The organism is Streptomyces sp. SPB162 (assembly GCF_029504575.1).
Taxonomy (GTDB): Bacteria; Actinomycetota; Actinomycetes; order Streptomycetales; family Streptomycetaceae; genus Actinacidiphila.
The window spans coordinates 2,350,262-2,371,339 of record NZ_JAQFII010000001.1; the positions used below are offsets into that span (position 1 = coordinate 2,350,262).

21 protein-coding genes are annotated in these 21,078 nt (G+C 69.5%); 6 read left to right on the forward strand and 15 right to left on the reverse strand.

Features of this window, described 5'->3' with window-relative positions; genetic code table 11:
- The first annotated feature begins 141 nt into the window (after positions 1–141).
- The gene (locus M2266_RS10815; protein WP_277437993.1) at positions 142–972 is read left to right on the forward strand and encodes a TerD family protein; all 831 of its coding nucleotides are present in this window, start codon (positions 142–144) and stop codon (positions 970–972) included.
- A gap of 25 nt (positions 973–997) precedes the next feature.
- Here M2266_RS10815 and M2266_RS10820 read toward each other — a convergent pair whose 3' ends face one another.
- From M2266_RS10820 to M2266_RS10835, 4 genes are all read right to left on the reverse strand, one after another.
- Positions 998–1,732 (reverse strand): Tellurium resistance, encoded by a 735-nt coding sequence (locus M2266_RS10820; RefSeq protein ID WP_277437994.1) that lies wholly within the window; start codon positions 1,730–1,732, stop codon positions 998–1,000.
- Positions 1,733–1,820: 88 nt separating this feature from the next.
- Positions 1,821–2,966, reverse strand: a complete 1,146-nt coding sequence (locus M2266_RS10825) for a DUF475 domain-containing protein (protein WP_277437995.1) — start codon at positions 2,964–2,966, stop codon at positions 1,821–1,823.
- Between the two features lie 263 nt (positions 2,967–3,229).
- A complete protein-coding gene (locus tag M2266_RS10830; RefSeq protein WP_277437996.1) occupies positions 3,230–3,766 on the reverse strand; it encodes a hypothetical protein in 537 nt (178 codons plus the stop codon).
- 196 nt (positions 3,767–3,962) lie between these two features.
- Complete coding sequence (locus tag M2266_RS10835) at positions 3,963–4,358, reverse strand: MmcQ/YjbR family DNA-binding protein (RefSeq protein WP_277437997.1); 396 nt, start codon at positions 4,356–4,358, stop codon at positions 3,963–3,965.
- An 88-nt stretch (positions 4,359–4,446) separates the two neighbouring features.
- Here M2266_RS10835 and M2266_RS10840 point away from each other — a divergent pair, with 88 nt between their 5' ends.
- On the forward strand, positions 4,447–5,379 hold the full coding sequence (locus M2266_RS10840) for an AraC family transcriptional regulator (RefSeq protein WP_277437998.1): 933 nt from the start codon (positions 4,447–4,449) through the stop codon (positions 5,377–5,379).
- Positions 5,380–5,556: 177 nt separating this feature from the next.
- Here the strand turns inward: M2266_RS10840 and M2266_RS10845 are convergent, their stop codons facing one another.
- The 6 genes from M2266_RS10845 to M2266_RS10870 all read right to left on the reverse strand — a co-directional run bounded on the left by M2266_RS10845 (position 5,557) and on the right by M2266_RS10870 (position 11,619).
- Positions 5,557–6,579: a zinc-binding dehydrogenase gene (locus tag M2266_RS10845; RefSeq protein WP_277437999.1), complete on the reverse strand. Its 1,023-nt coding sequence runs from the start codon at positions 6,577–6,579 to the stop codon at positions 5,557–5,559.
- 190 nt (positions 6,580–6,769) lie between these two features.
- Positions 6,770–8,494, reverse strand: a complete 1,725-nt coding sequence (locus tag M2266_RS10850; RefSeq protein ID WP_277438000.1) for an IS1634 family transposase — start codon at positions 8,492–8,494, stop codon at positions 6,770–6,772.
- A gap of 729 nt (positions 8,495–9,223) precedes the next feature.
- A complete protein-coding gene (locus M2266_RS10855) occupies positions 9,224–9,799 on the reverse strand; it encodes a TerD family protein (RefSeq protein WP_277438001.1) in 576 nt (191 codons plus the stop codon).
- Between the two features lie 85 nt (positions 9,800–9,884).
- Positions 9,885–10,460 (reverse strand): TerD family protein, encoded by a 576-nt coding sequence (locus tag M2266_RS10860; RefSeq protein ID WP_138356774.1) that lies wholly within the window; start codon positions 10,458–10,460, stop codon positions 9,885–9,887.
- 114 nt (positions 10,461–10,574) lie between these two features.
- Complete coding sequence (locus M2266_RS10865; RefSeq protein ID WP_277438002.1) at positions 10,575–11,033, reverse strand: peroxiredoxin; 459 nt, start codon at positions 11,031–11,033, stop codon at positions 10,575–10,577.
- Positions 11,034–11,178: 145 nt separating this feature from the next.
- Entirely contained in the window at positions 11,179–11,619 is a 441-nt protein-coding gene (locus M2266_RS10870; protein ID WP_138356772.1) for a DUF3052 domain-containing protein, read from the reverse strand.
- Between the two features lie 381 nt (positions 11,620–12,000).
- On the opposite strand from M2266_RS10870, the gene aceE reads away from it, so the two are divergent.
- Positions 12,001–14,733 (forward strand): pyruvate dehydrogenase (acetyl-transferring), homodimeric type, encoded by a 2,733-nt coding sequence (aceE, locus tag M2266_RS10875; RefSeq protein ID WP_277438003.1) that lies wholly within the window; start codon positions 12,001–12,003, stop codon positions 14,731–14,733.
- Positions 14,734–14,821: 88 nt separating this feature from the next.
- Here the strand turns inward: aceE and M2266_RS10880 are convergent, their stop codons facing one another.
- Both M2266_RS10880 and M2266_RS10885 read right to left on the reverse strand, forming a co-directional pair.
- Positions 14,822–15,067: a small hydrophobic protein gene (locus M2266_RS10880; protein ID WP_277441154.1), complete on the reverse strand. Its 246-nt coding sequence runs from the start codon at positions 15,065–15,067 to the stop codon at positions 14,822–14,824.
- Between the two features lie 105 nt (positions 15,068–15,172).
- Positions 15,173–15,595, reverse strand: a complete 423-nt coding sequence (locus M2266_RS10885; protein WP_277438004.1) for a peptidase inhibitor family I36 protein — start codon at positions 15,593–15,595, stop codon at positions 15,173–15,175.
- 304 nt (positions 15,596–15,899) lie between these two features.
- On the opposite strand from M2266_RS10885, the gene M2266_RS10890 reads away from it, so the two are divergent.
- Both M2266_RS10890 and M2266_RS10895 read left to right on the forward strand, forming a co-directional pair.
- On the forward strand, positions 15,900–17,105 hold the full coding sequence (locus tag M2266_RS10890; protein WP_277438005.1) for an alpha/beta hydrolase: 1,206 nt from the start codon (positions 15,900–15,902) through the stop codon (positions 17,103–17,105).
- 159 nt (positions 17,106–17,264) lie between these two features.
- Positions 17,265–17,999, forward strand: a complete 735-nt coding sequence (locus tag M2266_RS10895; RefSeq protein ID WP_277438006.1) for a DUF4429 domain-containing protein — start codon at positions 17,265–17,267, stop codon at positions 17,997–17,999.
- On the opposite strand, the gene M2266_RS10900 is transcribed toward M2266_RS10895, so the two are convergent.
- Both M2266_RS10900 and M2266_RS10905 read right to left on the reverse strand, forming a co-directional pair.
- Positions 17,977–19,005: an aldo/keto reductase gene (locus tag M2266_RS10900; RefSeq protein ID WP_277438007.1), complete on the reverse strand. Its 1,029-nt coding sequence runs from the start codon at positions 19,003–19,005 to the stop codon at positions 17,977–17,979. The genes M2266_RS10895 and M2266_RS10900 overlap by 23 nt on opposite strands.
- A gap of 5 nt (positions 19,006–19,010) precedes the next feature.
- The gene (locus tag M2266_RS10905) at positions 19,011–19,487 is read right to left on the reverse strand and encodes a MerR family transcriptional regulator (RefSeq protein ID WP_277438008.1); all 477 of its coding nucleotides are present in this window, start codon (positions 19,485–19,487) and stop codon (positions 19,011–19,013) included.
- A gap of 78 nt (positions 19,488–19,565) precedes the next feature.
- Between M2266_RS10905 and M2266_RS10910 the strand changes: the two genes are divergently transcribed.
- Positions 19,566–20,381 carry a serine hydrolase domain-containing protein gene (locus M2266_RS10910; RefSeq protein ID WP_277438009.1) on the forward strand — a complete coding sequence of 272 codons (816 nt, stop codon included), beginning with the start codon at positions 19,566–19,568 and terminating at the stop codon, positions 20,379–20,381.
- On the opposite strand, the gene M2266_RS10915 is transcribed toward M2266_RS10910, so the two are convergent.
- Positions 20,378–21,031, reverse strand: coding sequence for a pirin family protein (locus M2266_RS10915; protein WP_277438010.1), 654 nt, complete (start codon positions 21,029–21,031; stop codon positions 20,378–20,380). The two genes, M2266_RS10910 and M2266_RS10915, sit on opposite strands and share 4 nt — an antisense overlap.
- Positions 21,032–21,078 lie beyond the last annotated feature (47 nt).

Below are 21,078 nucleotides of genomic sequence, written 5' to 3' on the forward strand. Positions count from 1 at the left end.
TGGCGGATTATCGTACGTGCGCGCACCCGACCGACGTTCCCCCCGTGCGTGAAAATCAGGTAACCCCCGCACGTCCGTCGTATGACCGGTCCCGGCGCGTCCAGTCCCCTGCGTTGTGGCCCGCCCACCGGGGAAGGCAGGATGACCGCCATGACGCACGCGATGGTGAAGGGCTCGAACATCCCCCTGGACGTCCTGGGGATCAGGGCGGTGCTGCGCTGGAGCCCCCGCGTGGGCGTCCCCGACGTCGACGCCTCGGCCCTGCTGCTGGGCTCGGACGGCCGGGTCCGCTCGGACGCGGACTTCGTCTTCTACAACGAGCCGAGGCATCCCTCGGGATTCGCCCGGCACCTGCCGAAGAAGCGCGTCCCCGAAGGGCTCACGGACACCGTCGAGGTGGACCTGACGTCCCTCGACCCCACCGTGGAGCGCGTCGTCATCGCCGCGTCCGCCGACGGCGGCTCCTTCAGCCAGGTCCCTGACCTGCACGTCCTGCTCTTCGACACCGGCGCCCCGGTCGGCTCGGCCCCGCTGGCGACCTTCGACGTCACCCCCGACACCGGCGACGAGACGGCGCTGATCTGCGGCGAGCTCTACCGCCGCGACACGACGTGGAAGTTCCGCGCCCTCGGCCAGGGCTACGCGACCGGCCTGGTCGGCCTCGCCACCGAATTCGGCATCGCCGTCGACGACGAGGCGGACTCCGGCACGGACCCCGCCGCGGGCTCCCGCGAGCCCGCCCACGCGCCGCCCGCCGTTCCGGAGCCCGAGGCCACCTCCGCGTACGGCTACCCGCTCCCGGACCCCGCCCCCGGCCACGTACCGGCCCAGCCCGCCTACGGGTACCCCCAGCCGCCGCAGCAGCGCCCCCAGCCGGCCGCACCGGCCTACGGGTACCCGCAGCCGGTGGCGGGCCCCCCGGGATTCGTGCTGCCACCCCAGGGGCCCCAGTTCCAGCGGGGTCGCCGCTAGGTCGTGTCCGTCTGCGGTCGGGCCGTCACACCTTGGTCTTGTACCCCCGGCCCCACTGCAGGCCCCAGCCGTACAGCCGGTCGATCTCGGCCTGGAACCCGTAGACGTACCTCACCTCGCGCCGCACGATCAGCTCGCCCTTGCGGTTCTCGATCAGCACCACCGCGCAGGACCGCGCCTGCGGCTCGCGCTCGCTCAGCGGGATCTCGATCCGCGGGCCCGAGCTGGGGAAGAGCGTGACCATGGCGTGGGTGCGGTCGAACGCCGGCGTGCCGTCGTAGATGTAGACGAAGACCAGCAGCCGGACGAACTCGTCCCGCTTGTCGAAGTTGATGTGCATCGTCTCGCCCGACGTGCCACCGAACCGGTCGTCGCCGCTGAGCTTGATGTACGGCGCCTCGTTCAGGTCGCCGAGGAAGTTGCCGAGCGGCTGGACGACGCCCTTCGTCCCGTCGGCGAGCTCGTACATGCACGCCAGGTCCAGGTCCACGTTGACCATGGCCGGCCCCGCGGCCTGCACGATCTCCGGCTTGAACAGGTGCATCCCGCGGCTGAGCAACCCGCCTGCGCCCTGTTTGTTCCAGCCGCCGGTGTCCGACGTGCGCATCTGCCAGCTGAGGTTGATCCGCAGGTTGCCGACGGCCGCGCCCTGTTTGCTCAGCGAGACCATGGGGTGCCGCTTCGTGAGCTCCACGGTGTGCGCGTTCGCCACGTCGAACTGCGAGGCCCCACTGGGCCGCAGGAACTTCCACCAGGCCATGACTACCCCTCCCCTGAACGGACACCGCCCCCCGCCGGATCGGCGGGGGGCGGGACTTCTCGCTCCGGGGTTCAGAGTGCCAGAGCTCTCAGACCCCGGAAGAGACTTCCGCCGTATCGTTCGACCCCTCTGAGTTTTCCCCGATCCGCCGGTTTCGCACCACCGACGACCAGTAGGAGGCCGCGATCAGCACGACGCCGACGAGGCCGGTGATGACCTCGTTGATCTCGTACTTGATCGTGACGAGCAGGATGACCGCCAGCGCGCCGATCGCGTAGTGCGCGCCGTGCTCCAGGTACACGTAGTCGTCCAGGGTGCCCTTGCGGACCAGGTACACCGTCAGCGACCGGATGTACATGGCGCCGATACCGAGGCCGAGCGCCATCTCGAAGATGTCGTTGGTGATCGCGAACGCGCCGATGACACCGTCGAACGAGAACGACGCGTCGATGACCTCGAGGTACAGGAACATGAAGAACGCGGCCTTGCCGGCCAGCCCGACGACCGCGGCCGTGTTGCCCTTCGACGAGGCCTCGGCCTCGGCCTCCTCGGCGGCGTCGTCCTCCGCCTCCTCCAACTGGTCCTCGAAGTAACCGGAGATCCCGCCGACGACCAGGTACGTGATGAGCCCGGCGACCCCCGACAGCAGCACCGTCGCGGTCTTGTCGATCGTGCCTTCGCCGCCGTGCACCGGAACGGCGGTGGCGACGGTGGTCGCGGCGATGAGCAGCACGACCATGGCGATCACGACGGAGAGCATGTCCAGCTTGCCGAGCTTGCCCAGCGGCTTCTCCAGCCAGCCGAGCCACCGGATGTCCCGCTCCTCGAAGATGAAGTCGAGGAAGATCATGAGCAGGAACATCCCGCCGAACGCCGCGATGGCCGGGTGCGCACCGGTGACCAGCGCCTCGTAGCGGTCGTGGTCGTTGATCGCGACGTTGACCGCTTCGATCGGGCTGAGCTTGGCGGTGATGGCGACGATGACGACCGGGAACACCAGTCGCATACCGAAGACGGCGATCAGGATGCCGACGGTCAGGAACATCTTCTGCCAGAAGGCGTTCATCTTCCGGAGGATCCCGGCGTTGATCACCGCGTTGTCGAACGACAGTGAGATCTCCAGGACCGAAAGGATCGCGACCACCGCGAGCCCCTCCACCCCCCAGAGGTACCCAGCCAGGGCAAGGCCGGCGACAGTGATGCCGAACGACCAGCCGAATGTCTTGAGGAGCACGGGCTACCCAGTCCTTCTCTACGAGAGATCCCCCGCGTAGTCCGCGGCTTTGCCAAGACTCTACCGACCCGCTTCGTCACCACCCAGTCGGTACGCCCCTTCCGAATCACGTCCTACGAGGGCACATATCACCATCATGACGAAACGTGTCGAACTTCCCGCCATTTCATGCCAACTCGGTCGTTGAGCAGGAAGTGACGTTCGATGTGCAGTTCCTCGGCGACGCGGGGCACGAGCTGGAGCGGGCGGGTGCGGTACTTCGGTCAGTCGCGTTGCCGGTGAGCGCGCAGGGCGCCCCAGTGGCGCAGGCGTTCGGTGATCTGGGCTTCGTAGCCGTTGCGGGTGGGCTGGTAGTACGTCTCGTAGTCCATGTCGTCGGGGAAGTAGTCGGCGCCGGAGAAGCCGTCGGTGGTGTCGGGGTCGTACTGGTAGTCCTTGCCATAGCCGAGGTTCTTCATGAGCCGGGTCGGGGCGTTGAGGATGTGGGCGGGTGGCATGAGTGAGCCGGTGCGGTGGGCGGCTCGGTGTGCGGCGTTGAAGCCGCGGTAGACGGCGATGGACTTGGGGGCGGTGGCGAGGTAGACGACGGCCTGGGCGATCGCCAACTCGCCCTCGGGGGAGCCGAGTCGTTCGTACACGTCCCAGGCGGCGAGCGCCTGCTGGATGGCGTGCGGGTCGGCGATACCGATGTCCTCGCTCGCGAAGCGAACCAGGCGGCGGGCCACGAACAGGGGGTCCTCGCCGCCGTCGAGCATGCGGGCGAGCCAGTACAGGGCCGCGTCCGGGTCGGAGCCGCGCATCGACTTGTGGAGCGCGGAGATGAGATTGTAGTGGCCCTCCTGCGCCTTGTCGTAGAGCCGTCGGTGACGATCAGGAACACCTTGCCCGCGACCTTGTACACGTCGAGTTGGGGGGTGAAGGGGTGTCCGTGGCTGACGTCGGGCAGCGCCGAGGCGGTCTGGCGGGCGGTGTCCTGGAGCCGGTCGCCGGCCGCGCTCACGAGGCTGCCCGCGTGCGGCTGCCGTAGGTGTGCGGGTCGACGGGCCGCTCGGCCTTGGGCAGGCGGGCGACCACGAGCCGGTAGGAGTCGGTGACGAGCTCCTTGACCAACTCCTTGTCGACGCCTTCCCCGCCCTCCAGCGTGATCCAGTGCTTCTTGTTCATGTGGTAGCCGGGGGTGATGTGGCGGTACTGCTCCCGCAGGGCGTGGGCCTCACCGGGGTCCGCCTTGAGGATCACCACGGGACGCCCCGGGACCTCGGTCATCAGCATGAACACCTTGCCGCGCACCTTGAAGACCTCCCAGCCGTCGCCGAAGGGATGCTCCAACTCGGCTCCGGGAAGCTCCTCTGCGCAGTCGGCGGCGGTCTTGTGCAGGGTCGTTCCGTTCATGGGGCGTTGCCTTCCTCACGGGGTGGTCGCGGCGGCACATCCCATCCTTCCCTCGAAGCCGACAAAAAGGGCAGTAGACTACGGACACGTGATGGTCGACAAGCGACGCCCCGGCCCGAGCAGGCAGTCCGGACCGGCCGCGGTCCCGCTCTACGGTTTCCAGCCCCCGGTCGGCACCCCGTACGGGCTGGAGGTGAGCACCGTCGAGGACTTCTTCGCCCGGCACGACGACTGGCCGTGGAACCCGCCCCGTCCGGGCCGCGCCACCTTCCACTACCTCATCGCCGTCACCGAGGGCGAGCTGCGGCACGACGTCGACCACCTCACGCGGACCGTCACCCCCGGCCAGTGGCTGTGGGTGCGACCCGGGCACACGCAGTGCTGGCATCCGCCCGGCGCCGCCCGCGGCCCGTTCATCCTGTTCGAACCGGACGTACTGCGGCCCGACCTCGCCCGCCTGCTGGCCCCACTCACCTCACACGACGCCCCGGCCGTACTGAGCCCACACCCCGACGACGCCGGCTGGCTCCACCAGACGGCACTCCAGCTCCTGGACGAACACCGCGCACTGGGGCGCCGACCCCTCGACGTCCACCACGCCCTGCGCCGCAGCCTGCTCGAATCCCTGCTGCTGCGCCTCGCCAACGCCCCCGGGATCACCCCCGCCGACACGAGTGCCGGCACGAGCCGTGGTGACACCTACGGACGATTCACGGACGCCCTGGAGCTGCACTTCCGCGAACTGCACCAGGCCGCCGATTACGCCGAGCTGCTCGGCCGCTCGGTCCGCACCCTCAGCCGCGCCGCCCGGGAAGCCACTGGCAAGGGAGTGCGTGAGCTCATCGACGAGCGGCGCCTGCTCGAGGCCCGGCGCCTGCTGGAAAGCGCCCAGTGGGACGCCCGGTCCGTGGCCGACCACCTCGGCTTCACCGATCCCGCGAACTTCGGCCGCTTCTTCCGCGACCGCACCGGCCTTACCCCGGCCGCCTTCGCGGCCCGCGACACCACGACCGGCCCGTGAGGGCGGCCGGGCTCCGGATGTTCATGCGGCGGCGGTCCGTCATCTGTTCTCGCCTTCGGAAACGACGGGAAGTGGCGGCGCTCACCGCCGGGCTGAGTACTCACTGCGCACGATGCGCGGGTGCGAGCAGCTCGAGTCGATGTGTGCGAGGGCCTGATCGCGTCCCGCGACCCGTTCTCAGTCGTCCAGGACGACGACGTGCTTGCCCGGCGTGGTGCCGGATTCGAGGTCGGCCTGGGCGTCTCGGACCTGTTCCAGGCCGCGGTAGATCTTCGCGACCGGGACCTTGAGGCGTCCTTCGGCGATGGCCTGGAGCTGGTGGGCGAAGACGTCGGCCGGAAGGTCGGCGGCCTGACCGCCGTAGGACGTCAGCCGTACCCCGCCCGGGATCATGAACGGGGTGAAGTCGGGGATCGTCCACTGGCCTGCCAGGGCTCCGGTGAAGCAGACGGTGCCGTGGCGACGGACGGTTCGGAGGGTGTCGGCGAGGACCGAGCAGCCCACCAGTTCCAGTGCGGCGTCGACGCCGTCCGGCAGCAGCTCGCGCACCTGGTCGGCGAGGGTGCCGTTGTCGACGAGGGGATGGTCGACGCCCGCGGCCCGCAGTTCCCTCGCCCTCTGTGGGCTGCGGGTGGTGGACAGCACGGTCGCTCCGAGGTCCTTCGCGATCGTGGCCGCGCTCAGCCCGACCGTGGAGGTGCCGCCGCGGATCAGCAGCGTCTGCCCGGGCTTGAGGTCCAGGCCGCGGGTCAGGGATCCATACGCGGTCTGGAACATCTCCGGGAGCGCGCCGACCACGTCCCACGGCAGGCTGGTCTCGAACGGGATGACCTGCTCCGCGGGGACGGTGACGTACTGGGCATACGCGCCGTCGTACGAGCGGCCCATGTTCCCCATCATGGTCGCCACCTGCCGGCCCGGGCGCAGCCCGCTGTCCTCGTCGGCCTCATCGACCACCCCGACACCCTCGATGCCGGGCACGCGCGGGTAGGTGACCTCCGCGTCCGACTCACCCTTGCGGGTGGTGACCTCTGACTCGTTGACGCCGAACGCCTTCACCTTGATCCGCACCCAGCCTGGCTTGCGGACGGGCACCGGCACATCCTTGATCTGAAGTGCGTCCAGGCCGCCGGGCCGGGTGACGACGACGGCCCGCATCGTCACCGGTGCGGCGTCGCCCACTGCAATGGATTGGCTCATGCCGCCTTCCTCACTCTGTGTCGCTCCCGTGGTGCGCTGTTCCATCGTTCCCCGGGATCCGACACATCGCCCTTCGGCCTGGGTTCCGCATAATTCGCGGTGCATAGAGTGTTGATTCGTGCTGTGACCTGGGGAAACACGTCTGGACACGCCGTGGGGGCGTGTCTCTAGGCGTGGGGGTTGTGGCTGGTCAGTGGGGTTCTGGGGTGAGCTCGACGATCTTCTTGGGGGCGGGGATGTCGAGCTTGTTCAGCAGGTCGCGCTGGGTGCGGGTGAGTTCGGTGAGCTGGCGGAAGGTGCCGGCGGGGCCGGTGAAGGTCCCAAGGTGGAGCCGGTCGAGTTCGCGGCGGATGGTGGGCCAGGTCGCCCGGGTGGTGGTCTCGGTGATGCGGATCAGCAGCAGGGCGAGCCAGCACAGGATGACGTGGGCGCGGATGCGTTCTTCGAGGCGGTGGTAGACCGGGCGGAGGTCGAGGATCTGCTTCATGTCGCGCCAGCCGCGCTCGACTTCGAGGAGTTGCTTGTAGCCCAGCGCGATGTCCTCGGCCGAGAGTTTCGGGTCGCTGCAGCGCAGGAGGTACTTGCCGTCCAGGTTCGCCTCGGTCTTGGCCTTGGTGGCGTCGATACGGAGCTTGCCGGCCGGGGTGGTCCGGAGGTAGCGGTTCAGGCCGGGCTTCGCGGTGATCTTGCCGCGCAGTTCGCCGCGCTTGTAGTCCGAGAGGGTGTCGCTGCCCTCGATCAGCTCGGTGAGCTGGGCGATCAGTTGGGTGCGGATCGCCGCGTCCCGGGTGGCGCCTTCGGGGTTGTGGCAGATCACGAAGCGTTCGTTCTCGGAGACCTTCACTTCCTTGACGCGCATGTTGTGCGCGATGTCCTGGTAACGGCCCTGTCGGGAGAGCGCGGCCTTGATCTCGGGGGAGTTGGAGCGGAGCTTCTCGCCGATGATGTAGTGGTGGTCGCCGGAGCGGAGGTAGCGGCGGTTGGCCGCGGAGGCGAAGCCCCGGTCGGCGACCCATACGATCTTGGACAGGGTCCAGTCCCGCATCTCGTCCTTGACCTGGCGGATCAACGCGGAATCGGCGGTGTTGCCGGGCCAGCACCACACCCGCACGGGGATCCCGTCACGGGTCACCGCCATCCCGATCACGATCTGTGGCAGGTCGTCGCGGGAGTCCTTCGACTTCCCCCAGGTCCGGAACCCGCCCTTGCTCCCGCCGTCGCCGTCGCCGTCGCCGGTTTCGGGGAGGGGGAGGCCGTGTTCGTCGCGGGCGACGGGCAGGTCGGCGTCCTCGAGTTCGAAGTAGGTGCTGGTGGTGTCGAAGAACAGCAGGTCGACTTCGAGGTTCAGCAGGTGGGCGGCCGAATCGAAGACCCGCTGTTCCAGTTTCTCGCGTATCTGGTGCAGCCAGTCCATCGACCGGTAGCAGGCGTCGTCGTCGATGCGGTCCAGGCCGTCAATGTGCACGTCGTGGTTGACCCACTCGGCGGCCGCCAGTTTCGAGGACGGGGCCAGTGCGCGGTTGGCGACCAGTGCGAACAGGACGCGTTCGGTGGCCTCGACGTTCCGTGGACGGCCTCGCCCCCGGGTGCCCAACGAGGCCACGATGCGGGGGAGTTCCAGTCGCTGCCACAGGTGGTCCAGGAGATACGCACCGCCGAAGGGACGGGACTCGACGAAGTCCAGCTCCGTGCTCGCCTCGGCGGTGGCCGCCAGCGCGGCAGCCGGATCGAGGAGCTTGGACAGTGAGCCGACCAAGCGGCGCACCGCATCGGTGTCCAGCTGGTCCTCGCGGCCGAAACCGTACAGCAGCTTCGGCACCGACCGACCCGCCGACGCGTCCCAGGTGTTGTGGGCCAGGTGCAGGTAGCGGACCGTGCCGCTCTTGGTCTTCCGGCTCGTCGTCTTCACATACATCGCTCTAGACAATACACGCCTGAGCCATGCAGTTATTGGAGAGTAAGCCAAAAGCGTTTCTCTAGGTGATTCCAGCCCGTTCGGCACCAACGAGTCTACTGACCAGGCACTTCACCGCATCGGACCCTCTAGACCCGCCGAATTACGCGGAACGCAGGTTCGGGCAGCGGTCACCCGATGGTCACCAGGCGACACTTCTCTGCAACCCTTCGTCGCGTGGCCCAGGTCGCCGCGGGCAGGCTGGGGCGACCTGCCACCCTCGCCCTGGGCGCCCGGCAGCTGGGACGCGCCTTTACCAGGTCAGCCTGGCCCGCCGGGGCAATTCGCCGGCCCCCGTGCCCGCTGTGCACCGGCACCTGGCCGTTGCGAACCTCATGCGGTCCGCCTCCGGCACTGCGGACAAGCCGGGTCGGCGGGTGCGGCAGAAGGCGGGCCTGAACCGCGCCGTCGCGGACGCCTCATGGGGAGAATTGATCCGCGCTCGGGAAGAATCCGCCGGTCGTGATCCGGCACTCCACGGATCCGCCGGTCGCTTGAGCCGTCATCGCCTCGAGTACGGACCGGCGGGCCGCCGGCCGTGCCGCCCGTGGAGCTCCGGCAGGACCGGCGAGGGTAGGGCGACCCGCACTTCGTCGACGCGGAGCGCGACCCGTCTCGTTCAGGGGCGGAGGAAGCAGGAAACCCCACCCGCGAGGGCAGGGAATCCCGGTCGGTCACGGCGGGGAGAAGTCAAGAAACGTTGACTCCGAAGTCCAGGGCGATGCCTCGCAGTCCTGACGCGTACCCCTGGCCTACTGCACGGAATTTCCACTCGCCGTTGTAGCGGTAGAGCTCTCCGAAGATCATCGCGGTTTCGCTGGAGGCGTCCTCGGAGAGGTCGTAGCGGGCCAACTCGGCCTGGTCGAACTGGTTGACGACGCGGATGTACGCGTTGCTGACCTGGCCGAAGGTCTGGCCGCGGCTGTCGGCCTCGTGGATGGAGACGGGGAAGACGACCTTGTCGACGCGCTCGGGGACCTTGGTGAGATCGACGAGAATCTCCTCGTCGTCGCCTTCGCCCTCGCCGGTGAGGTTGTCACCGGTGTGCTCGACGGAGCCCTCGGGGCTCTTGAGGTTGTTGTAGAAGACGAAGTGCTCGTCGCCGAGTACCCGGCCGTTGGCGCACAGCAGGGCGCTGGCGTCGAGGTCGAACGGCGCTCCTGTGGTGGAGCGCGCGTCCCAGCCGAGACCGATCATCACCTGGGTGAGATTCGGTGCGGCTTTGCTGAGGGAGACATTGCCCCCCTTGGCGAGCGTGACGCCCATGGTTTTCGCTTCCTCCCCGTGCGTGCTGAGGTCGGTACGTGCGCGGCGCCGCACGCCCTGCCGGGTGTGCGGCGCCGCGAGGTCGTCAGACGTTGACGCCGAAGTCCTGCGCGATGCCGCGCAGTCCGGAGGCGTAGCCCTGGCCGATGGCGCGGAACTTCCACTCCGCGCCGTTGCGGTAGAGCTCACCGAAGACCATGGCGGTCTCGGTGGAGGCGTCCTCGGTGAGGTCGTAGCGCGCCAGTTCGTTGTTGTCGGCCTGGTTCACGACGCGGATGTACGCGTTGCGGACCTGGCCGAAGCTCTGCTGGCGGCTCTCGGCCTCGTAGATCGAGACCGGGAAGACGATCTTGGCGACATCGGCCGGGACACCGGCCAGGTTCACCTTGATGACCTCGTCGTCGCCGTCGCCCGAGCCGGTGAGGTTGTCACCGAGGTGCTCGACCGAGCCGTCCGGGCTCTTGAGGTTGTTGAAGAAGACGAAGTGCGCGTCCGAGATGACCTTGCCCTCGGGGCTGGCCAGCAGCGCGCTCGCGTCCAGGTCGAAATCGGCGCCTGTGGTGGTCCGGGCGTCCCATCCCAGGGCGACGATGACGGCCGTGAGGTTCGGCGCCTCCTTCGTCAGTGAGACGTTGCCACCTTTGCTGAGGCTGACTCCCACGAGTCCCTCCCATACGGTCGTGGGGTATCAGGCAGAACCCTCGCCCCCGTCGTGCGGTACACAGATCAACGCCTTGAGCTTAGTGAGCAGTTCCCCAAGACTGCAGCCCGTCGACTACAGGTCTTCGAGGGCCTTCGCGTAGTCATTGAGGTCCCGGGCGTCCGGGAGACCGTTCACGACGGTCCAGCGGACGATGCCGTCCTTGTCGATGACGAAGGTGCCGCGGACCGCGCAGCCCTTCTCCTCGTCGAAGACGCCGTAGGCGCGGGATGCCTCGCCGTGCGGCCAGAAGTCGGAGAGCAGCGGGTAGCCGAGGCCCTCCTGGTCGGCGAAGACGCGCAGCGAGAAGGGCGCGTCGTTGGAAACCGCGAGGAGCTGGACGTCGTCGTTCTGGAACGTCGGCAGTTCGTCGCGCAGGGCGCAGAGCTCGCCGGTGCAGACGCCGGTGAAGGCGTACGGGTAGAAGAGCAGGACGACGTTCTTCTCGCCGCGGAAGTCGGAGAGCCGCACGGTCTGCCCGTGCTGGTTCTTCAGCTCGAAGTCCGGGGCCTCGCTGCCGACCTCGATCGCCATGCGGACACATCCTCGTCTCGGTACCGGAAAGGTCACGCACAGTCTGTCACCCGGGCCGGCGGCGAAACGCACCCGGATCCGGGTGAACGCACCGTGCCCCCGGCGACCGAGGTCGCCGGGGGCACGGTGCACGAGTCCGGTAGGGCTACCGCTTCGCGGCCCTGGCCGTCTTCGGGGTGACCAGGCGGCTGCCCGACCAGTCCTTGGCGGCATTGACGGTGCTGGTCTGGGCCAGCCCCGCGGTCTGCGCGGCCTCGCCGATCTCACTCGGCTCGACGTGGCCCTCACGGCCGGTCTTGGGGGTCATCAGCCAGATCGGGGCGCCGTCGTCGATCGTCGACGTGGCGTCGACCAAGGTGTCGGTGAGGTCGCCGTCGTCCTCCCTGAACCACAGCAGGACGGCGTCGGGCACGTCGTCGTAGTCCTCATCGGCGAGCTCTTCGCCCGTGAGCTCCTCGATACCTTCTCGGAGCTCCTGGTCGCAGTCGTCGTCGTACCCGAGTTCCTGGACCACCTGTCCGGGTTCGAATCCAAGCCGGCTAGCCGGGTTGGTCCGGTCCTCCGCGTGGTCCGCGGTCGCGCTCACGCTTTGCCTCCTGTCATGGGGGGAAAATCCCCGCGCCTGTGCGGGGTTATTGGCGGTAGTCCACACGGACGCGGCGGATCGCGCAAGTACCCGGCCGCCGAGACCGCCTAAACGGTGACGTGTCACCGCAAGCCGCCTGCCCAATCGTGACGTAGATCACGCCGCTTTGCCGGGGTTGTGCACGAATGAAGTCTGGGGTCGGTCGTACGTCCGAGTGGGCGTAGAGTTGCGATTTGGCCTCCCGAGGGCCTGCTTCGCTGCGCACCTCTCCGTCTCACGGAGTGGCAGTTACCGCTCAGTAGAGATGACGTTTCTTGCGACGCGGTACACGATGGAGGCGGCGCGACCCAGCAGAGCAAGACCTAGTAGCGAAGGAACAGCGTGGCTTCCGGATCCGATCGCAACCCGATCATCATTGGCGGCCTTCCCAGCCAGGTCCCGGACTTTGATCCCGAGGAAACGGCGGAATGGCTCGACTCGCTCGACGCGGCTATCGACGAACGCGGCCGTGAGCGCGCCCGCTACCTCATGCTCCGCCTCATCGAGCGCGCCCGCGAGAAGCGTGTCGCGGTGCCCGAGATGCGCAGCACGGACTACATCAACACCATCGCGACCAAGGACGAGCCCTTCTTCCCCGGCAACGAGGAGATCGAGCGCAAGGTCCTGAACGCGACCCGCTGGAACGCGGCGGTCATGGTGTCGCGCGCACAGCGCCCCGGGATCGGCGTCGGCGGCCACATCGCCACGTTCGCCTCTTCCGCCTCCCTCTACGACGTGGGCTTCAACCACTTCTTCCGGGGCAAGGACGAGGGCGACGGCGGCGACCAGATCTTCTTCCAGGGACACGCCTCCCCGGGTATCTACGCCCGCGCCTTCCTTCTGGACCGGCTTTCCGAGCAACAGCTCGACGCGTTCCGCCAGGAGAAGTCGAAGGCGCCGTACGGCCTGTCCAGCTACCCGCACCCGCGGCTCATGCCGGACTTCTGGGAGTTCCCGACCGTCTCGATGGGCCTCGGCCCGCTCGGTGCGATCTACCAGGCGCGGATGAACCGCTACATGGAGGCGCGCGGCATCGCCGACACCTCCAAGTCGCACGTATGGGCGTATCTGGGCGACGGCGAGATGGACGAACCGGAGTCGCTCGGCCAGCTGTCGATCGCCGCCCGTGAGGGCCTGGACAACCTGACCTTCGTCGTCAACTGCAACCTGCAGCGCCTCGACGGCCCGGTCCGCGGCAACGGCAAGATCATCCAGGAGCTGGAGTCGCAGTTCCGCGGCGCCGGCTGGAACGTCATCAAGCTGATCTGGGACCGCAGCTGGGACCCGCTGCTCGCCCAGGACCGCGACGGCCTGCTGGTCAACAAGATGAACACCACGCCGGACGGTCAGTTCCAGACGTACGCCACCGAGACCGGCGGCTACATCCGCGAGCACTTCTTCGGTGGCGACCAGCGGCTGCGCAAGATGGTCGAAGGCATGACCGACGAGCAGATCCTGCACCTCGGCCGTGGCGGACACGACCACAAGAAGGTCTACGCGGCGTACGCGGCGGCCAAGGCCCACAAGGGCCAGCCGACGGTGATCCTCGCCCAGACCATCAAGGGCTGGACGCTCGGTCCGAACTTCGAGGGCCGCAACGCGACCCACCAGATGAAGAAGCTCACGACCGAGGACCTCAAGCGCTTCCGCGACCGGCTGCACATCCCGATCACGGACAAGCAGCTCGACGAGGGCTACCCGCCGTACTACCACCCGGGTCGCGACTCCGAAGAGATCCAGTACATGCACGACCACCGCAAGGCGTGCGGCGGCTATGTGCCGACCCGTGTGGTGCGCGCCAAGCCGCTGGAGCTGCCGGGCGACAAGGCGTACGCGCCCGCCAAGAAGGGCTCGGGGCAGCAGTCGATCGCCACGACCATGGCGTTCGTCCGCATCCTCAAGGAGCTCATGCGGGACAAGGAGATCGGCAAGCGTTTCGTGCTGATCGCCCCGGACGAGTACCGCACCTTCGGTATGGACGCGTTCTTCCCGTCGGCGAAGATCTACAACCCGCTGGGCCAGCAGTACGAGGCGGTCGACCGCGACCTGCTCCTCGCGTACAAGGAGTCGCCGACCGGCCAGATGCTGCACGACGGCATCTCGGAGGCGGGCTGTACGGCCTCGCTGATCGCGGCGGGCTCGGCCTACGCCACGCACGGCGAGCCGCTGATCCCGGTCTACGTCTTCTACTCGATGTTCGGGTTCCAGCGGACCGGTGACCAGTTCTGGCAGATGGCGGACCAGCTGGCGCGCGGTTTCGTGCTCGGCGCGACCGCGGGCCGGACCACCCTTACGGGTGAGGGCCTGCAGCACGCGGACGGTCACTCGCAGCTGCTCGCCTCGACCAACCCGGGCGTCGTCGCGTACGACCCGGCGTTCGGCTTCGAGATCGCGCACATCGTGCAGGACGGTCTGAAGAGGATGTACGGCGAGAACGCCGAGGACGTCTTCTACTACCTGACGGTCTACAACGAGCCGATCCAGCACCCGGCCGAGCCGGCCGACGTGGACGCCGAAGGCATCCTCAAGGGCCTGTACCGGTACGCGCCGGGCACCGAGGGCACCATCCCGGCGCAGATCCTGGCGTCCGGTGTGGCGGTCCCGTGGGCCGTCGAGGCGCAGCGGATCCTCGCGGCGGACTGGGGCGTCAAGGCGGACGTCTGGTCGGCCACCTCGTGGAACGAGCTGCGGCGCGACGCCATCGCGGTGGAGGAGCACAACCTGCTCCACCCCGAGGAGGAGCAGCGCGTCCCGTTCATCACGAGCAAGCTCGCCGGTGTGCAGGGCCCGTTCGTGGCGGTCTCGGACTGGATGCGCGCGGTGCCGGACCAGATCTCGCGCTGGGTTCCGGGCACGTACCAGTCGCTGGGCGCCGACGGTTTCGGTTTCGCCGACACCCGTGGCGCGGCCCGTCGCTTCTTCCACATCGACGCGCAGTCGATCGTCCTGGCGGTGCTCACCGAGCTCGCCCGTGACGGCAAGGTGGACCGTTCGGTGCTGAAGCAGGCCGTGGACCGCTACCAGCTGCTCGACGTCGCGGCGGCCGACCCCGGCGCCGCGGGCGGCGACGCCTGAGGCGTCTCCTGAGCAATCCCGACGCCGGGCCCGCACCGCTTTCCGTGGTGCGGGCCCGGCGTTCTGCGTGGGGCGGCCGCTCCCCCGGCTACTGGGCCAGCCAGAGCAGGGCGACGACGGTGTCGAAGACGCCGAGGATGACGGCGACGACCGCGGGGATCGACTTCGCGCCACGCCAGCTGCGGCCCATGGCCAGCCAGCCGAAGATGATCGCGAGGGGTCCGAGCACGATCCCCAGGACGAAGAATCCGATGACGGCGCAGACGGCGCCGACGACGGCGATCGTCCCGAAGTCGGACCGGCCGGATCGGCCGGACCGGCTGCGGAAAGGCATACGGGTACGGGTGCGGGTTCGGGTGGCCATCGTCCCTCCGTAAGGTAGCGGTCGCCGTTCGTGTTCCCCGGCCCCGCCCGCGCATGCGGTGTCAGTTCCATGCCGTCAGTTCTCCCAGACCTTGAACGCCCGGACGGTGTAGCGGGATTCGGGCACCCAGGTGCCCGTCGGGTAGGTCTCGAACTCGGCCTCGGTGGCGCACTCCGCGCTCTGGTAGGTGGTGACCGGCCGGCCGATGCGGTTGACGAAGGACCGGGCCGGGGTGCCCGTGGGGAGCGGCACGCAGTTGTCGATGCCCGTGTCGGCGAGTTCGTGGTTCTGCCGGGCGCTGCTGTAGCCGGCCTTGCCCCACAGACACAGCTGGCCCGGATCGCAGGCGGCCTTGGAGGACACGGGCTTGGACGACGCGGGCTTGGAGGACGCGGCCTTCGACGACAGGGCCTCGGGGGGCGCGGCGGAGGCGGGGACGGGGGTGGTGACGGACAGGAGCGCGGCGGCCAGGGCGGCGGCGGTGAGGATCGTGTTCATGCGGCTCAGGCTGATGTGGCCGGCGCGGCGCTCACAAGGGCCGGGGGGCACGTTCCTCCTGATAGGGGGATTGTGCGCGGCCCGCTGCGCCGGTAGCGGCCAACCCCTTCGTCTGGCCCGTACAGTCACTTTCGAAACGTGACTTGGGTCACCCTTGGCTCGGGCATGGCCCTGCGTCTTCTACGCTGGCTCGAGTTACCGCAACCAATCGATGAACCGAGGGGCCACCAGACCCCCCGCGCACCTGCTGCCGACGGACCGGGTCGGCGTGCGCGACCGGGACGATTTCGCGAGGCAATCCTGAGTGACCCCGTTCGATGAGCGCTTCAACGCAACGTCCATCCGGGCCCTGCTGGCCCTGGCCGTCATCTTCGTCATGCTCGCCACCACCGGCTGGACGGCCATCCGGCCGCACAAGGGCGCCGAGGATCCGCGGGCGACGGCACTGACGTCGTGGCTGCACGGCTCCGTGGCCGGCCACAAACTGCCCAGCGCCTCGGCCGGTGCCGACTCGATAGCGCACTTCTTCGCGACGCTGACCGCGGACCAGACCCGGCAGCTCGCCAACGACTACCCGCTCGTCGTCGGCAACCTGGACGGCGCGCCGGTCAGCGTGCGCTACCTGGCCAACCGGGTGGCGCTGGCCCAGACGCGCGTGACGGAGCTGGCGCGCTCGCACAGCTCCCTGCTGACCCCCGCGGGCCGCAAGGACGCCGACAAGCGGGCCCACCGCTACGCCTCCCTGCTGACCGGCGGACGGCAGATCCTCGCCTTCGACCCGACCGGAGCCGGCCGCGCCGCGGAGGTCTTCGGCGATCTGGACTCCGCCGACCGGGTGGCCCTGGTCGTGCCGGGTGTGGACACCGACATCAGCACGTTCGAGCGCACCGCCAAGGCGTACGCGGCACCGGTCGGCATGGCGCGCGCCCTGTACTCGGCCGAGCGCGCCCAGGCCCCGGCCGCGCACACCGCGGTGATCGCGTGGGCGAACTACACGACGCCTTCGGGGGTCGGCCTCGACGCCTCCACGGGCGAGCTGGCGGAGAACGGCGCGGTCCGGCTGAACTCGCTGGTCGAGGCGCTGCCGACCAGGGCGCACCTCTCGCTGTTCTGCCACTCGTACGGCTCGGTGCTGTGCGGGGTGGCCGCTCCCGACCTGCCGTCGGACAAGGTCTCCGACATCACCGTCTTCGGCAGCCCGGGGATGCGGGTGAGCCGCGCCACGCAGCTGCACACCTCCGCCAACGTGTGGGCCGCCCGTGATCCGAGCGACTGGATCGGCGACGTGCCGCACCTGGAGATCGCGGGCCTCGGGCACGGCGCCGACCCGGTCTCGGAGGCCTTCGGCGCCCGGGTGGTCGGCACCGAGGGCGCCCTGGGCCACCCCGGTTACTTCGCGCCCGACACCGAGAGTCTGGCGAACTTCACCGACATCGCCCTCGGGCAGTACAGCGCCGTGCGGTGCGCGCCGGCCCGCGAGGACTGCGCGTCAGGCCTCGACCAGAGCTGAGCGCCGCCTGAGCGCCTCGGGGTCGGCGGGTGACCGCCGACCCCGGCCCCCGTCCAGCCCCGCCCCCGTCCCGGCCCCGCCCGCAATCCCAGGCGCCGCACCCACCACACGTGTGTTTTTGCGGTCGGTTCGGCGGTTGATGCCACATTCGGCCCTACGATGAGCCGTATGGGTGACGTTTTGGCCGGATCCAATGCCGTGTGGGAGTTCGACACGGATGCCGTGGTCATCCGGTACGAGCGCGGGGTGCGCAATTCGAAGTTGCTCCAGGCGCTCGGCGAGCGCCGGATCCCGCACGCCGCGCTGACCGGCGTCGAGCTCGTTCCGGGCAAGCGCGGCACGGTCGTGCTGCGGGCCCTGCCCCGGCCGGGCGCCGATCCGCTGATGGAAGCGGCGGGCGGGCAGCTGAAGGACTCCGCGGATCCCTACCGGCTGGTGCTGCCCGCCGAGCGCGAAACCCTCGCCGAGTACTACACGGACGAGCTACGGGTCGCGGTCTCCGACAGCGACACCGGCGAACCGGCCGACCGCTTCCTGGTCGCCGCGCCCGCCGGTCCGCAGTCGTTCAAGGCGTACGACGCCCGGGCCGCCTTCGACGGCCGCACGGTGTCGTTCCGCTGGTTCTGGACGGGCGCCTCGACGGCCAAGTGGAAGGCCGGCGACCAGCACTTCCCGGTCGCCGACCTCACCGGGGTCGACTGGCGCTCCCCCGAGCTGCTGCACGGCTACCTGCGGCTGCGCCCGGCCGACGGCACCCAGCGGCCGGGCGATCCCGACCAGAACCCGGCCGCGGTGGTCTTCGGGCTCGGCTACGGGCAGGTCCACGAGTCGCTGCCGTTCGCCGCGTCCGTGCTGGCCGCCGTGCAGGCGGCTACTCGCGCGCGGCGGAAGTAGAGCTCATGTCCGGGTAGCGGTCGCCCGCGACGTGCTCCGCGATCGGTTCCAGCCACTCCAGCTCGATCGGGTCGAGCGTGATCCGGGTCGCCGCGGTGTTCTCCAGCACCCGGCTCACCTTGCGGGTGCCCGGGATCGGCACCACGGCCAGGTTGTGGACCTCGGCCCGTTGCTGCACCCAGGCGAGCGCGATCTGGCCCAGGGTGGACCCGTGGGCCTTGGCGGCCTTGCGGACCGGGTCCAGCAGATCCGCGTTCCGCTTGGCGTTCTCGCCGGTGAACCGGGGCTGGCTCTGCCGGAAGTCGCCCTCGACGAGATCCTTCGTGGCATCCAGGAACGCGCCGGTCAGGAAGCCCCGCCCGAGCGGCGAGTACGGCACGAAGGCCACCCCCAGCTCGGCGGCGGCCGGCACGGCGCTGGCTTCCACATCACGGCTGAACAGCGACCACTCGGACTGCAGCGCGGCGATCGGGTGCACGGCGTGCGCCTCGCGCAGCTCCGCGCCCGTCACCTCGGACAGGCCCAGGTACCTGACCTTGCCCTCCGCCACCAGCTCGGCCATCGCGCCGACGGACTCGGCGAACGGGACGGCCGGGTCGCGGCGGTGCATGTAGTACAGGTCGATGACGTCCGTGCCCAGGCGGCGCAGGCTGGCCTCGACGGCCTGCCGGACGTACGCCCGGTCGTTGCGGACAGCGCGGTAGGTGGGGTCCTCGGCCTTGCGCTCGACGGCGAACTTGGTCGCCAGCGTGATCTCGTCCCGGTGCGCCTTCACGAACGGGGCGATGAACTCCTCGTTGGCCCCGTTGCCGTAGATGTCGGCGGTGTCGAAGAGCGTGACGCCCGCCTCCAGCGCCGCTTCCAGCGTGGCCCGCGCCGCGTCGACGTCGGTCTCGCCGTAGAACTCGCTCATGCCCATGCAGCCCAGGCCCTGGACGCCGACCAGCGGTCCTTCCGTGCCCAGCCGTACGGTGTCGATCTTCTCGGTGCTCGTGTTGTCGCTCATCAGGGTCAGGCCCTCTCCGGCGCCCGCTGGGCGCCTCCATACATGTCGATCTTGTAGTCGAGTACCACGAGGGTGTCCTGCAGCTCGGCGATCCGCCGGTGCACGTCCTCACGATGCGCGACGAGCAGCTCCCGCCGCGCGCTGAACGTCTGCTCGCCCTCACGGACCATCTCCGCGTACCTGACCATGTCCGCGACCGGCATCCCGGTCAGCCGGAGCTTGCCGACGAAGGCCAGCCAGTGCAGGTCGCGGTTGGTGTAGCGGCGCTGACCGGTGTGCGAGCGGTCGACGTGCGGCATCAGTCCGATCCGCTCGTACCAGCGCAGGGTGTGCGCGCTCAGCCCGGTCACCGTGACCACTTCGCTGATCGTGTACTGGTCCTGCCCGTCGGGCCGCAGAATCGAGGTCGGCTCCTCACAGCCGGCGATCCGGCCGCCCCTGGTCCTCGCCACCTGCGTCACAGCCGTCTGCGTTACGGTCATGCCCCTACGCTACGGACTTGGAGTGCACTCCAAGCAAGCGCCGCAGGAGATCTTTTCCGCCCGCGTTACGCTCGCCCCATGGAGAGCTTGCGCGAGATTCGGAACTGGCCCGTCCCCACGGCCGCCGCGGCCGTCGTCCGCCGGGACGGCACGGTCGCCGGGTCCGAGGGCCCGGTCGGCGAACCGTTTCGGCTCGCCTCCGTCACCAAGCCGCTGACGGCCTACGCGGCGCTCGTCGCGTGCGAGGAGGGCGTCTTCGAGCTGGACGACCCCGCCGGGCCCGAGGGCTCGACGGTACGCCACCTGCTCTCCCACACCTCGGGGCTGGCCTTCGACCAGCACCGCGTGATGGCGCCGCCCGGCGACCGCCGGCTCTACTCCAACGCCGGCTTCGAGGTGCTCGCCGACCACATCGCGAAGGCGACCGGCATCCCGTTCCCCGAGTACCTGCGGCAGGCGGTCCTGGAGCCGCTGGGGATGGCCGCCACCACGCTGCCCGGCTCGGCCGCCGCCGACGGGGTCTCCACCGTCGAGGACCTCGTCCGCTTCGCCGCCGAACTGCAGGCGCCGCGCATCCTGCACCCGTCGACCCTCGACGCGGCCACGTCCGTGGTCTTCCCCGGCCTCAAGGGCGTGCTGCCCGGCTACGGGCACCAGAACCCCAACGACTGGGGCCTGGGCTTCGAGATCCGCGACTCCAAGACCCCGCACTGGACCGGCGCCGCCTCCAGCCCGCGCACCTTCGGCCACTTCGGCCAGACCGGGACCTTCCTGTGGGTCGACCCGGACGCGGGCGCCGCGTGCGTCTGCCTCACCGACCGCGCCTGGGGTGAATGGGCGGTCCCGCTGTGGCCCGCCCTGACGGACGCGGTCCTCGCGGAGCTCACGGCCTAAGGGGCGTCCCGCGGCGCCGGGTTCATCGCCCAGACGAGGTACTCCACCGGCTCCGCGGCGTGCGCCCACAGCCCCGGCTCGCCGGTGAGGCGCGCCGCGTCGCCCTCCTTCAGCGTCTCGTCGCCCAGCCGGACACCGCCGCGCACCACGTGCACGTACACGAAGGGCGCGGCCGGCAGTTCGCCCGGGCCGCGGGCGACGGTCAGGGCCGCGTGCGGCTGCCGGAACGGGACGAAGCGCGTGCCGCGCTCGACGCCGTAGCGCGGCGCGCCACCGGACGCCGCGGGCTCCAGCCACATCTGAAGGAACCTCAGCGGGGTTTCTCCGGCGTTGCGTTCGACGTGGCGGACCCCGTCCCCCGCGCTGAGCAGCTGTGCCTCGCCGGCCCGCACCACGGTCTCGTGGCCCGCGGAGTCCCGGTGCCCCAACTCGCCCTCGATCACCCACGTCACGATCTCGACTCCCCCGTGCGGGTGTTCCGCGAAGCCGGCGCCGGGCGCCAGGTGCTCCTCGTTGCACGCCATCAGCGGCCCGAAGCGCAGGTTGTCGGGGTCGTAGTGCGCGCCGAAGGAGAACGCGTGCAGGGTCTCGATTCCCGCCGTGGGATCGCCCCCGGCGTACCGCTGCCCACCGCGCCGAACATCGATCATCCGGCCACGGTACCGGGCGCTGTCCCGGCGTGGCCCCACCCGCGAGG

Bases quoted from the DNA above. Each gene is read 5' to 3' on its own strand.
- M2266_RS10865 (WP_277438002.1), bottom strand. From the start codon at position 11,033: ATGGCGATCGAGGTCGGCAGCGAGGCCCCGGACTTCGAGCTGAAGAAC.
- M2266_RS10895 (WP_277438006.1), top strand. From the start codon at position 17,265: ATGAGCCGTATGGGTGACGTTTTGGCCGGATCCAATGCCGTGTGGGAG.
- M2266_RS10820 (WP_277437994.1), bottom strand. From the start codon at position 1,732: ATGGCCTGGTGGAAGTTCCTGCGGCCCAGTGGGGCCTCGCAGTTCGAC.
- M2266_RS10880 (WP_277441154.1), bottom strand. From the start codon at position 15,067: ATGCCTTTCCGCAGCCGGTCCGGCCGATCCGGCCGGTCCGACTTCGGG.
- M2266_RS10845 (WP_277437999.1), bottom strand. From the start codon at position 6,579: ATGAGCCAATCCATTGCAGTGGGCGACGCCGCACCGGTGACGATGCGG.
- M2266_RS10815 (WP_277437993.1), top strand. From the start codon at position 142: ATGACCGCCATGACGCACGCGATGGTGAAGGGCTCGAACATCCCCCTG.
- M2266_RS10910 (WP_277438009.1), top strand. From the start codon at position 19,566: ATGGAGAGCTTGCGCGAGATTCGGAACTGGCCCGTCCCCACGGCCGCC.
- M2266_RS10900 (WP_277438007.1), bottom strand. From the start codon at position 19,005: ATGAGCGACAACACGAGCACCGAGAAGATCGACACCGTACGGCTGGGC.
- M2266_RS10915 (WP_277438010.1), bottom strand. From the start codon at position 21,031: ATGATCGATGTTCGGCGCGGTGGGCAGCGGTACGCCGGGGGCGATCCC.
- M2266_RS10855 (WP_277438001.1), bottom strand. From the start codon at position 9,799: ATGGGCGTCACGCTCGCCAAGGGGGGCAATGTCTCCCTCAGCAAAGCC.
- M2266_RS10835 (WP_277437997.1), bottom strand. From the start codon at position 4,358: ATGAACGGAACGACCCTGCACAAGACCGCCGCCGACTGCGCAGAGGAG.
- M2266_RS10885 (WP_277438004.1), bottom strand. From the start codon at position 15,595: ATGAACACGATCCTCACCGCCGCCGCCCTGGCCGCCGCGCTCCTGTCC.
- M2266_RS10905 (WP_277438008.1), bottom strand. From the start codon at position 19,487: ATGACCGTAACGCAGACGGCTGTGACGCAGGTGGCGAGGACCAGGGGC.
- M2266_RS10850 (WP_277438000.1), bottom strand. From the start codon at position 8,494: ATGTATGTGAAGACGACGAGCCGGAAGACCAAGAGCGGCACGGTCCGC.
- M2266_RS10830 (WP_277437996.1), bottom strand. From the start codon at position 3,766: ATGCGCGGCTCCGACCCGGACGCGGCCCTGTACTGGCTCGCCCGCATG.